Consider the following 14,629-nt stretch of genomic DNA (forward strand, 5'->3'; position numbering starts at 1 on the left):
CAAGACGCTCCAGTTAATTCAAAGTGATTAAGTTGTCGAACCGCCGTATACGGAACCGTACGTACGGTGGTGTGAGAGGTCGATAATTGAATTAATCAATTATCTCCTACTCGATTCTAACGTTAAAATCGTTTAGATTCATCAAATCCTTTAAATATCAAGGCATATCAGGCCTGAACTTATACTATTTTTAACCTGCTACAATATAGCCTAAGTATTTCGCTTCAGCATTTGCACTATAAGTTAATCACATTATAACTAATATTATTATTTAATCATTTTAGCAAACCAATAATAACCATTAAAAGCAATTAGGTTATTTCCTTATAAGGCACAAAAAGACCCACGGCAAATTTTGTCGTGGATCTTTTAGACTGCAACTATATTGAAGTTTTAATATTTAGATTTGAGGGGGGATAAACCTATTTATCAGTATCTTCTTTCTTCTTCCGCAAGCCACTTGCGCCTAAGAGGCCAGTAGCTGAGGCTAATCCTAGGCCAACTAATGCTGAAGTCTCACCATCCTTGTTACCAGTCTGTGGCAACTTCTTATCATTAGCTTGTTTTTCACTCTTACTACTATTAGCAGCTTGAGTCTTTACAGTCTTAACAGTAGTAGCGGTCTTGCCACTAGTCTTAGTAGCAGCCGAATTATTACCACTTTGGGTCGTTGCAGTATTTTCAGCCTTACCGGCATTACTATCAGAAGCAGTTTCGGTTGTAACGCCACTATTGTTGTCAGTATTTTCAGCAGTCTTATTGCTATCAACGTGTACCGTAACCGTGACATCGTACTTACTACCATCAGGGAAGGTTACTTCAATTACTCCGGTATGATCACCAGCGGTCGTAACATCTGGTTGTTGCTTCCAACCATACTTAGTTCCTGCTGGCATTTCATCCTTATTCGCAATTCCTTGGTCAGGAGTTGGTAACTTGCCTTGTGGAGTACTGATGTTTTGTCCCTGTGGTGTGACGGAATGAACAGTCACATCGATAGTATCTTTAGAACCATCAGGGTAGGTAACAACAACTGTCTCGGTGTGATCACCGGCAGTTTTGACATCTTGTGCAACCTTAGCTGGGTTTGACCAAGTGTACTTAGTATCGCCCGGTAAATCAGCTTTATTCTTAATTCCTTCAGCTGGATCAGGAACAACCCCTGTTGGATCAGTAATTGGCTGCGTCTGTGGTTCGTACTTATCGGCGTCAGAAACAACGGTGATGGTAATCGTGACGGTCTTATCTGTACCATCTGGGTAGGTGACAACCACCGTTGCGTTCTGCTTACCCGTCTTATTAGTATCTGGAGTAGTTTGCCATTCGTACTTGGTGTCACTCGGTAATTCACCCTTATTAGCAATGACCGTTGACGGATCAGGAACAGCTTCACCCTTATTCACGGTAATGTCCTTACCAACTGGTGCAACCTTGGTGTCATCATTACCATGTGGAGTAACGTTTTCTTTTACCGTTACCTTTACTGTTACCGTATTCTTAGAGCCATCAGGGTAATTAACCGTGATTACTTCGGTATGAGTACCAGGCGTCTTGACATCCTGAGTGATCTTAGCCGGATCATTCCATGTATAAGTCGTGTCACCTGGTAAATCACTCTTATTAGCAATTCCCTCACTTGCTTCTGGAATTACATTTTGCGTTGTGCCAACCGGCTTACCCTTTGGTACGTATTTATCTGCATCAGTTGGGTTACCGTAGTTGACAACTGTTGGTACCTTGACTGGATCTTGTCCCGGAACCGTGACTGTAACACTCGTTGGCTGATCGCCCTTCTTATTTGGATCAGGTTCTTCACCTGGTGTCCAAGTAACCTTGGTCCCAGCCGGCAAGTTCTCAGGATCCTTGATCGTATCTTGTGGATTTGCCGGATGATCAACATGATCCTTCGTAGCTACAATCACGACAGTCGCTGTAGTCTTATCAGTCGTCTTATCTGGGTAAGTAACGGTGACTGGAATCGTGACCACTTGGGTCGTACCGTCTGCGGGGGTCTTCGTTGTAATCGTCCCGGTAGATGGGTCAACTGTTACCCAGCTTGGTACATTTGCACCATCAGTAATCTTGTAAGATACATCGCCAGTCGGCTTTTCACCATCATACTTAACATTCGTCGTGGTAGTCTTGCCTGGCGTTGTAACTACTTCTGGATATGATGGGGTGTACTTATCAGCATCGGTTATCGTTGGAGTTGGCGTATCATCCTTTACTGTTACATTTACCGAAACAGTCGTCTTATCACCAGATGGATAGGTAACAACAACTACCGCTGGATGAGTTCCAACTGTTTCCGTATCAGGGGTTGCCTGCCAAGTATAGGTAGTTCCAGTCGGCAAGTCATCCTTATTAGTAATAGCCGTTGCGGGATCCGGTGTTGCACCCTTATTGACGGTAATATCATGACTAGTTGGCTTATTAGCGTTGTAGGAAACTGTTACTGTCGTACCCTTGCTATCAGGAGTGACAACAATCGCACCAGCATCCCCGCTGATAACCGTTGTGTAACCCTTAATTGGGTTAATGTGAACTGCGGGGAGTCCTTGCTTTGCAGGTGTCCATGGGTTCATCGTGGTCTTACCAGTGACCGGATCAGTATAACCAGCATTGCCCTTGGCATCTTCACGGGTAAACTTAGCAGTCTGGGTACTTGTCTTTGTCTCACCAGTGACCGGATCAGTAACATTGATTGTCCGGGTTACTTCACGGTACATATCACTGTTCGTTGGATCAAATGGTACTGGTGTTACCGCGCCCTTAGCGTAAGTAATAGTGTCAGTAACATTCTGCGAATCAGGGTTGACGGTCAAAGCAGCGATTGAAGTTGCCTTTGTACCATTGACATAGCTGTCATAGCCCTTTACCTGTTGGATATCATAACCCTTAATAAGGTAGGTCGTAACACCATTTTCAACCTTTGCGCCTTGTGGACCTTGCCATGCATTCCACGTCGTCTTGCCGGTAACAAGATCCTTGACACCGGTCCGCTGGAATTCAACTGTAACCGTGCGGGCAGGCTTAGTATCTTGCTGTCCAGCTGGTACTACATTAATTGTCTGGGTGATTGCCCGGTAAGTGTCACTGTTGTTCTTATTAACAGGGATATTCTCTGTCTTATGTTCAACATAGACCGTGATATTCTTTGCTGGTGTTGAACCAAACGTGATTGAAGATGGTACTTGCTGTCCACCAACGAGTTGCCAGTTGGCTGGAACATTGAGACTAACCTTAGCCGTTTCACCAGTCTTACCAGTAACTGTTTGGCTAGCAACCACCTGACTGTGATCATTAGCATTCACAAAGTTAATCTTGGCGCTTTGATCATTAGCCGTGTAGTTTACTTCAACCGTGTAATTCTTGACCGGAGTACCATCTTGCAATGCGGACTGTGCAGGTACATACTCCTTGCCATTGATGTTTTCAAGAGTTGCACCCGTAGCGGTCATCGTGTAACCACCGACCATTGGAACCTCAACTTCACTAAAGGCGGTTGCACCATTTTGCATGTTCGAAGTCCAGTTGGTGTAAGTCGTCTTCTTTGTAACTTCATCAGTACTCTTGATCCGGTAGAAGTCAAGAGTTTCGTGAACCGTCTGTGGTGTTTGACCTGGTAAGTTGACGGTAATTGTCCGGGTGACTTGTCGGTAAAGATCTGAATTACTCTTGTCATTGCGACCATCATTAGTATCAACCTTGTGAACCACGTAAACGGTTGTCGCAGATACTGGGGTCGAACCAAATGTGATCGTTGATGGAACGTTTGTACCGCTGACTACTTGCCAACCTGCTGGAATAGCTAAGTCAACCTTAACCGTTTCACCAGTCTGTCCGGTAACTGTTTGGGTACCGACAATATCATTATGGTTATCGTTGTTAACAAAGTTGATCTTTGCACTTTGATCATTAGCAACGTAGGTAACCGTAACTGTCGTATCATGTGATTCTGGGGTAAGCGTAATTGCAGGAACTTCATTATTAACCAAGTCCTTACCATTTACTTGAGCAGTGTAGCCAGCAATCGCAACACCAACTGCGGCAATGTCAGTATTTGCACTCCACTTACCGTAAGTTACGTCACCCGTTACCAAGTCTTCGGTTGCATTCCGAACAAAGCGTGCAGCCGTTGAGTACCGTACCGTCTGGCTACCCTTGAAGTCTTGAATAACCTTGTAGCTGATCGTCCGGTGAGTCTGATCCATTTGACTTGGGTCGTTAGTAACATCCTTGGTCTGGTGTTCAACGTAAACTGTCATATCCTTCGTTGGCGTTGAACCGAATGCAATTGTTGACGGAACTTGTTGGTTACCAGCTAGCTTCCAGTTGGCTGGAACATCGAGGGTAACCTTAACCGTTTCACCGGTCTTCCCAGTAACAGTCTGGGTACTGATTACCTTGCTGTGATCATTGGCATCGACATAATTAATCTTGGCGCTTTGATCATTAGCTGTATAGTTGACTGTTACCGTAAAGTCATTTATTGGTGCGCCATTCAACAATCCAGATTCAGCTGGAACAAATTCTTGACCATCACGGGTGATAATCGCAGCCCCAGTTGCACTAGTTGTATAACCGCCAATTGTTGGTACTGAAACAGCTTCAAAGCTCGTTGAACCATCAGTCATATTAGAGGTCCATGGTGTGTAGGTAACCGTCTTCGTTACTTCATCTGTACTCTTAATCCGGTAGAAATCAAGAGTTTCAGAAACAGATTGAGCTGGCTGACCTGGCAGGTTAACTACAATTGTCCGGGTTACTTGCCGGTAAAGGTTCGTGTTGTTCTTGTCATTACGACCATCTTCCTTATCAACCTTGTGTTGGACATAAACGGTCGTGTCTGCAACCGGTGTCGAACCAAAGCTGATCGTGGCTGGTACATCCGTTCCGGCAACTACTTCCCAACCAGCTGGTACGTCAAGGTTTACATTTACAGTTTGCCCTGTCTTACCGTTAATTGTCTGAGTAGCAACCGTTTCGTCATGATTATCATTATTGACAAAGTTGATCTTAGCCGTCTGGTCATTAGCCGTGTAGGTAACAACAATTGTCTGATCTTTAGTGTTAGGAGTAATTGTCATCTTCGGAACCACGCCATTAGCCAGAACCTCACCATTAGCATGAGCGGTGTAGCCGGCAATTGCAACATCAGTATCAGGAATCTCCTTGTCCTCGCTCCACTTACCGTAAGTTACGTTACCTGTTACGAGATCTTCGGTTGCGGTCCGGGTAAAGGTTAAGTGAGCCTCTCTTGCGACCGTTTGGGTACCGTTGAAGTCTTGAACAACCTTGTAGTTGACTGTCCGGTGAGTTTGATCCTTTTGACTTGGATCATCAGTGACATCCTTTGTCTGGTGTTCAATGTAAACTGTCATGTCCTTAGCAGGAGTTGAACCAAACGTAATTGAACTTGGTACTTTCTGATCGCCACTAAGTTTCCAGTTTGTTGGCACATCAAGTTTAATATCAACCTTCTCGCCAGTCTTACCAGCGACAGTTTGGGTACTAATTACCTTACTGTGATCCTTAGCGTTGACAAAGTTGATCTTCACACTTTGATCTTGCGCAGCGTAATTTACTTCAACCGTGTAGCTTTCAACAGGCGTACCGTTTTGTAATGCAGATTGAGCTGGAACATATTCCGTCCCATCATGATTTACAAGGGTTGCTCCTGTAGCACTAATCGTGTAACCACCGATTGATGGCAATTTAACTTCTTGGAATGATGTTGCCTTGTTATTCATGTTTGAAGTCCAAGCAGTGTAAGTCGTCTTCTTTGTCACTTCATCAGTACTCTTAATCCGGTAGAAATGAAGAGTTTCAGCGTCAGACTGCGGAGCTTCTCCTGGAAGGTTGACGGTGATTGTCCGGGTAACAGTCCGGTAAACATCAGTGTTGTTCTTATCATCCCGACCATCGACCGTATCAGTCTTGTGAACCACGTAAACTGTCATATCAGCAGTAGGTTCTGAGCCAAATGTAATTGTTGATGGAACACTTTCACCATTAACTACTTGCCAGCCGGTTGGTACATCGAGAGTAATATCAACCGTCTTACCGGTCTTACCACCGACGATTTGGGTACCAACAATATCATTATGATCATCGTTGTTGACAAAGTTGATCTTCGCACTTTGATCATTAGCCGTGTAGGTAACAATAATTGTTTGGTCCTTTGATTCAGGGGTTAGAACTGTTGCTGGCACCTTATTGTCAGCTAATGCTTCACCATCAACTTCAGCGGTGTAACCTGGTTGGGCTACATTAACCGCAGCGACTTCCTTATTCGAGCTCCATGCACCATAAGTGACTTTGTTTGTAACAAGGTCAAGCGTTGCCGTCCGCGTAAAGGTAGCAGAAGTTGTGAACTTGTCTGATTTAGTACCGTTAAAGTCTTCAACAACCTTATAGTCAACTGTCCGGTGGGTCTGATCCGTTTGACTTGGGTCGTTGGTGACATCCTTGGTCTGGTGGTCGATGTAAACAGTCGTATCCTTAATTGGCGTTGCACCAAATGCAATTGAAACTGGTACATCTTGTCCACTAACAATTTGCCAGTTGGCTGGAACATTAAGGGTAACTTTAACCTTCTCACCAGTCTTCCCGTTAACCGTTTGGGTAGCGATAATATCACTGTGATCCTTAGCGTTGACAAAGTTGATCTTGGCACTTTGGTCGTTAGCCGTGTAGGTAACAACAATCTTTTGATTATCAGACTTTGGGGTAAGAACTGTTGCTGGAATTACACCATTTTCGACAACCTTATTATTTGCGTAAGCAGTGTAACCTGGTTGAGCAACATTGGTTTCCTTAATCGAAACGTTATTGCCAGTCCAAGCACCGTAAGTTACCTTGTTTGTCACAAGATCCTTAGTTGCCGTCCGGGTAAATGGAGCACTAGCGTTTACGACCGTCGTCTGCTTCCCATTAAAGTCTTCAATGACTTGGTAAGTGACCGTCTTAGTGGTTCCTTCATCAACATTTTCAGTTTGGTGTTCCACATAAACCGTCGTTGTTGGAACCCCATCCTGACCAAAGGTAATTGTGGATGGAACCTGCGTACCAGGAACTACTCGCCAGTTAGCTGGAACATTAAGGGTGACCTTAACTGTCTCACCAGTCTGACCATCGACCGTTTGCGTACCAATAATATCGTTATGATCATCGTTGTTGACAAAATTGATCTTGGCACTTTGCTCATTAGCCGTGTAATTAATCTCTGCACTGGTTGAATCAGTCGTTGGCGTTACAGTTACTTCATCAAGACCCTTGTCCGCAGTATAGCCTGTTAATTTAGGAGCATCATAAGCAGTCCATGTGCCGGTTGTTGCATCACTACCAGCAATATGCCAGGCATTCATCTTAGTCTCACCGTTGACGATGTACCCGGCATTGCCCTTCGCATCTTCACGACTAAAGTGAACGACTTGCGGTGCTGGCTGGGTGCCCTTAACACCAGCTGGGTAGTTAACCGTAATTGTCCGAGTAACATCTTTGGTCATGTCATTCTTAGTACCATCCCACTTAATTGGGGTAGTTGTTTCAACATAATCAACCGTTACCGTTTCATCGTTAGTTGCTTCAGTAACAGTCACTGCTGGTACTTCAGTGATGTCCTTGTGATCAAGCTGTGGTGTGTAGACTGCGCCTGTTGATTTATCAGTGATTATTGATACTGGTTGAGCAGCCCAGGTACCAGTTGTTGCATCACTACCAACAACGTGCCATGAATTCATCTTCTTGGCACCAGTAACCGCATCAGTGTAACCAGCATTGCCCTTGGCATCTGCACGGGTAAAGCTAATAGTCTGCTTAGCCGGTTGTTTGCCTTCATGACCAGCTGGATAGTTGATAACAATCGTCCGGGTAATCGTCTTGGTGTCATTAGCGCCAGCCTTAATCGGCGTATCATCATTACGGTTATAAGTAATCGTGATTGTTGTTGGGTTAGTATTTGGTGTTACGGTTACTTCCTCAACCTTTTGTGGATTAGCAGTGTAACCCTTAATTGAAGTTGGCGTGTATTCAGCCCAAGCGTCAGTGCCAACAGCGTGCCAGTCATTCATCTTAGTAACGCCATTGACAATGTAACCGGCATTGCCCTTCGCATCTTCACGACTAAAGTGAACGACTTGTGGTGCTGGTTGAGCATCATTTTCATGTCCCGCTGGGTAATCAACGGTAATCGTCCGGGTAACATCCTTGGTCATATCGTTCTTAGTACTATCCCACTTAATTGGGGTCGTCGTTTCAGCATAGGTAACTGTTATTACGGCATCTGCGGTACTCTCTGTTACCGATTGACCTGGTACTTCAGTAATGTCCTTATTATCAAGTTGTGGTGTGTAGACTGCACCCGTCTTAGCATCAGTAATCTTCTCTACTGGTTGAGCGGCCCATTCAGCGGTCTGACCATCAGCGAGCTTCCAATCATTCCATGTGATATCACTCGTATCCTTACCTTGCGCATCAACATTGTGGTAACCGTCACGAACATAGTGAACTGTTTGGGTAATCGTTTCTGGCGCCTTTTCTCCTGCTGGTGCCTTAAAGTTAATCGTCCGAGTGACATAGTGGTTTGTCTCATCGTTAGTCTTGCTATCAGATGTTGGAACATGTGAACCGGTCTTGAAACTTACTGGTACTTCAAGCGTTGTGTTATCCGCAAAAGTAAATTCAAGGGTACCGTTCATATTAGTAGCATTGAACTTACCATTTGCGCCAGGCATTGATACCCACTTAATTCCAGTTGGGTTGCCATTAGCAAATGTCTTACCAGAAATACCGTTACTTGCAAGATAGTTTTCGAGGTCTGCTTCTGTGGTTGGTACGGCGCTGTTATAGTTGACTGGAATATCAGTCCGTCCAGTAGCACCAGCAAAGTTAAAGTAAACATTTGCCCAGCTATTGTAGCCCCGAAGTGATAAACCAAGCTTACTCAAAACCGTGCCATCAGTAATGCTAAAGTTGTAACGGTACTTTGAATTACCACGGAGCGTACTACTGATAAAGTCTTGTTCTGCTGGGTTGACCTGACCATTAAGAATGTATGGCGTATCAGCCGCACCATTGGTAAAGTTCTTAATACCAGTATTAGCTGCAAAGCCATCTTGCCAGCTGTAATTGAGCGCATCAGCAGCGAAACTGTCATTGCTATTCTTAGTATTTACATACTTCGTACCGTCTGCATTGAGCTTGTAGACTGTCTTAGTCTTGTAATCAGATTCTTGATTGCCAGTCTGGTCCCAATCTGAGTAATAAGTAATCGTCTGGAACTGACTATCCTTAGCTGGTAACTCATTATCAGCAGTGGTCTTGTGGACGTTGACTAAGTTATCATTGAAGACCGTCATGCTCTGGTCACCATAGTAAATGTTGTCGTCGCCTTTGCGTTCATTACCAGTAACGCTAACCGGAACGTTAACTGTCATGGTCGTTCCATCGCTATAAGTTACTTGAACAGGAACGATGACTGAGCCTAATGCAGCGTCCTTATTTACTTCTGCGGTTGCCTTACCAGTTGTTGGGTCGACAATAACCGTTACACCAGTTGGCGCGGTGTATGAACCGGCCTTGTAACCAGTGATTGCACCAGCTGGCATATCCTTAGCAGTCGTTGGGTCGACACTATTAGTGGCACTCGTCGTGGTAGTTGGTCGTTCAACGTTTAATGGGCCATAGCTAACTGGATATTGGTTAGCATAGTCGGTAATCGTAACCGGAACGTTAGCATCAATATGGGTGCCGTCAGGATAAGTAGCGGTAATGACACCAGTTTGTTGACCAACCTTAGATGTATCTGGTGCAGTCTTCCATTCAACCTTAGTTGGGTAGCCTGGAACATTGTCCTTAAGGTTGGTAATAGTTTCAGCCGGTGTGATTGTCGTACCAACTTTGACGGAAATATTCTTTACTTGTGGTACTTCATCAACCGTGACAGAAATAGTAACGTCCTTGTGGGTACCGTCTGGGTAGGTAACTGTGGCGACACCACTTCTGTTACCTGGAGTCTTGGTGTCTGGTGCAGTCTTCCATTCAACCTTAGTTGGGTAACCTGGAACATTATCCTTAAGGTTAGTAATGGCCTTAGTTGGGTTTGGTGTTTCACCAACTTTAGTAGGAATACTGTTTACATCAGGTGCTTCATTAACAGTAACCTTAGTTTTAACTGTGTCCTTAGTACCATCCGGATAGGTAACCGTGATTGATTCAGTGTGTTCACCAGGGTTGTTAATATCCGTCTTGACTTGGTTAGGGTCAGTCCACTCGTAGGTTGTTCCAGCAGGCAACTTAGCTTGGTTGGTAATTGCCGTCTTAGCTGCTGGTTCAGTTCCCTTATCAGTTGAGATATCCTTCGTCTGTGGTTGGTTGTCATCGGCATCGTTGTTAACGATAGTAAGGGTGACAGGAACATCTAATTCCGTACCATCTTCAAACCAGATAGTTACACCTGTCTTGACATCGCCAACTTTGGCAACGGATGGAATTGCAAGGACAGTCTTACCTTCATGAATTGTTCTTCCCTCATCGACAAGCCACGTAATATCTTTGATTGCTGAATTATGCGCTGCTGTCAAATCGGTTACATCAACTAATGATGCTGGATCTGGTAATGTATTAGCAAGTCCATGAACTGCCGTCTTGCCTTCTATTGGTGTAGCACCATAAAGTGTGACGGTTGTTGGCACAATGGCCGTACCAATAATTGCACTACTCTCACCTCTATTAATCTCAACCTTTATATTTACTTTCTTATCCTTAACAGTAGCGGTTGAAGCACCTGGCTCTACTTGATCAAAGTCAGTAGGATCCCAGCTACTTGTAGTACCATGACTTTCTAGAGCTTCAGAAACTAAATTACCATTGTCATCATAGACATAACGTTCACTATTTACGTCAGGTAATAATATACTTCCACGACTTGACCAGTGATATACACTTGGCGTTGTCGTTAAGATAACTACACCATACTCGTTTGAGACAACCCGCTGGTTAACTGGGTTATAAACAACTAACGGAATTGTCGTCTTAGCAGGATCACCTATCTGGTAGTTGACAGTTGCTGGTAAGTTGTAAACCCCAGTCTTAGTCGTATCAGGGGTAGTGGTCCATTGGGCACTAGTTGGATAACCATCTTGTGGCGTACTCTTACCATTATTAAGGTTGGTAATTCCCTTCGTCGCATCTGGTGTACCATTTACTGCGACCACGATTGCCTGGGTAGTTGGTGCAACGTTAGCGGTAACATTAGTCGTAACCGTATCCTTGGTGCCGTCGGGATAAGTAACCGTGATTGATTCGGTGTGGGTACCTGGAACCTTAACATTGGCACTTACTTGACTCGGGTCTGTCCACGCAATCGTTGAGCCAGCAGGAAGCTTCTTTTGACCTGTTGGAACTTTATCCGTTGCTTTATTAGTAATTGCGTCACTTGCTGTTGGCGTGGTGCCTTCTGGAACAGCAATATTCTTCGTCATTGGTTGGTAGGTATCATCATCCCCAATGACATTTAGTGATTTCGCTGGAATAGTGATATTAAGGTAGGTTGGCTGGCCATTAGCTTCATCTTTAAAGGTGATCTTAATAACGCCACCTTGACCCTTTGTTGGCTTAGTTTCCCAAGCAGTCGAGGCAACCTCACTTGCTGGAATATTGCTATCAACTAATTGGTTAAATTGGTCAGACGTCAAGTCAGAATCTAATTGAATAGTAACCGGGGTCTTAACATCCTTTGCTGCAGCACCTTTAGCAAGAATATCAAACTGTGGCGTTGATACTTCCTTAGCATTATTCCCAAGGATTGCAACTGCCGTTTGATTGCTTGACAAATCAACATTAACCACATTACCAGTAATCTTCTTACCCGCTAAAGTAGCTTCGGAAACGGTGGTGTCTGGAGCAGTCGCCCAGCTTGCCTTTACTGAAGCAGGAGTAATATCTACCGTTGATTTTGCAATCTTGCCATCTGATTGAAGCTCATAGCTTTGGATTGAGATAGCATCATTAGGAGAAACTACCTGTGAACTAGCAGTGGTTTCATGTGCGGCTACGTTAGGGTTGGCAGTAACAACCACTACCCCATTTTCACCGGAAACAACCGTTTGGGTAGCATCAGTAACAACAACTGGAACGTAAACAGTTTCTGTGCTGGCATCAGGATAAGCAATATGAACAGGCACATTATACGCACCGACTCGAACCTCAGTACCTGGCTTAAGGGTTACTTCACCAGTTGAAGCATCAATTGTTGCCCATTTTGGAGCGTCCGCACCCATAGTAAATTGAGTACCTTCTGGAACATCAGCTTTGTTTTTACTATCCTTCTCAACAAAGTTCAACTGAACAGTTACTGACTTGCCCTGTTCAACATTCGTTTCTGGATATGAAGCCTTGTAAAAGTTCTTAGCTTGATAATCTGAACCAAAGCCAGCATTATTGTTCCACCAGCTAAAGGTATTGATAAAGCTATTTAAGGCCTTGGATGCTTTACCGTTAGCAACCTTATTATTGTTAAATTCAAAAGAACCTTCTTGACCTGGGAGAGCATTAAGAATAACCTCGTTTTCACCACCGGCGTTGTCATTTACCGAGCCAGCCATCGTTGGTGCACCGACTTGGTATACAGCAGTCGGTGAGTTACGGAAGCCATAGGCATAGTCTCCCCCTTCACTCCGGTTGTTGAGGTACTTAACACCATATAATTGGGTATTACCATTAGCATCCATTACAACAAGTGGCGTAACTGTTTGCGAGTCAGGTGTATTAATCCGGATATAGCTTAATTCAGTACCATCCATTCCGGCAGCATCCGTGTGAATCAAGTAAGTTCCACGGGTAGTTGGGTTTGTCCGCTCAAGGGTGATCTTCTTAGCATTATTAAAGGTAATATAGTTTTGTGAACCAGTACCCCACATGGTCAGAATTCCAGGCCAACCAATCGTATAGTTCCCCTTAGTAACTGATGAAGGCCACCGATTAGAATTGGCAGAATCCTTTAACATCACGCTACCGCCATTAACTGTGAAGTTATAAGCTTCCTTAGGGCCATTACCATCATTGGGTCCCATTGAAATTAATGGCGAATCAGACTTAGCAACCCCAGCACGAATAACTGATAATGTCGCGTTTTGTCCAACACGGAATGTACTATCGCTTACATCACCATCAGTTGAGTCTAATTCAATTGGTGCCAAAGCCCGGAAACCAGTCGTATTAATCTTAGTATTGACGTCCAAAGTAGAATCATGTTGCATATCAATGTGACTTGCCCGCATGATAGCCATTGATTCGCCAGCACCAAGGTTCATCTTAACCGCCGCAGTTGGCATTAAACGAACAACCCCATTTGTAGCGTTGTCGATTGTTTGGTCACCCGCTCCCTTGTCAAAGGTGATTCCGGCAAGGTTAGCAGAATTACTATTTACATTTAAGTTGGCATTGCCGTTAACAGTAACGTTACCATCCGCAATTCTAATAGCTGTAACGCTCTTCTTGGTCTGGTTAGTTGCGTTAATTGTCGTTGTACCATCAAGAACATTGAGACTCTTAGCATAGATACTTTGGTCAGTGTTGTTGCCAGCAAAGTTAAGCGTAAAGGTGTTGTCACCAGCAAAGTTGACGTTGACCCCACTAGCATTGATTAGCTTTTGGGTAGCTTGCGTTGTCTTAACATTCCTAAAGGTAACCGTGTTCTTAGCATTATTAGCAGCACTACCATTGAAGTAAAGCGGCCCATAAGAACTCGTTGCACCAAGCTTCATGTTAGACAAGGTAATGTTCCAGTTGCCACCGCCATTACTTTGGTTGGCGTTATTAAAGTTAAGGTAATGATCGCCAAAATTAAGGGTATGGCCTTGACCATCAATTGTGATTGTCCGGGCAATTCCTTGGTCATTGATGTTTTCGTAATTTTGACCACCAATATCTTTACTATTTAGGTTCGCATTACTAAAATCAACATCATTAGTTAATTGAATCGTTCCAATATTAGCATCACGAACAGCATTTAAAAATGATGAATAATTATCAACATTTTGCGTCTGACTAGCAGAAGTCGTAGCTGCAGGGACTTGTGCAAAGCTTGCCCCGTATAACCGAGCTGCTTGCGCGGAGCTTACAGCTTGATTACTAGTCGTAACTTGCGATTCAGCCTTAGCAGCATTTGAGGCAACAATCTGTTCATAAGCATCGGCAACCGGCATTTGTGGCGCAGCCTGGCTTTGACTTGTTGGTGTTGCCTGGCTGGCAGCAGTTGAAGCTGTAGTAGTAGCTGTGTTCAGTACTGCTGTCGTTGAAGTCATATTTGCATTTGACTGTGCGTCATCTGAACTAGCATCGCCGTTTCCACCTGCATTAGGCGTCGTATCAGCGTTCGCAGAATTATTTAATCCCATAAAAGTAAAACCAATTAAGACAGATGCAACCCCTACGGTTAATTTCTTAATCGCAAACCGTTGCTTCTTCGGCTCTTGCTTTTGAATCTGTTCCTTTTTATTATTCTTTGATAACATATCGCTTTATCCCCCTCTACATTATCGAAACAAAAATCACATATCACTTTACAAGGTAAAGGGTAAACCCACTACTAATTAAAAACAATTCACTAATAAGTCAATAAGTT

Annotated in this window: 1 protein-coding gene; it reads right to left on the bottom strand. The window is 44.0% G+C overall.

Annotated elements, in window-relative coordinates:
* Positions 1–422: 422 nt before the first annotated feature.
* A complete protein-coding gene (locus H5S39_RS00365) occupies positions 423–14,519 on the bottom strand; it encodes a Rib/alpha-like domain-containing protein (protein ID WP_182595108.1) in 14,097 nt (4,698 codons plus the stop codon).
* Positions 14,520–14,629: the final 110 nt, after the last annotated feature.

This window comes from Limosilactobacillus rudii, from assembly GCF_014145455.1.
In the GTDB taxonomy this organism is placed as follows: Bacteria; Bacillota; Bacilli; order Lactobacillales; family Lactobacillaceae; genus Limosilactobacillus; species Limosilactobacillus rudii.

Excerpts from the sequence above, each read along its gene's own strand:
- H5S39_RS00365 (WP_182595108.1), bottom strand. The coding sequence starts at position 14,519 with ATGTTATCAAAGAATAATAAAAAGGAACAGATTCAAAAGCAAGAGCCG.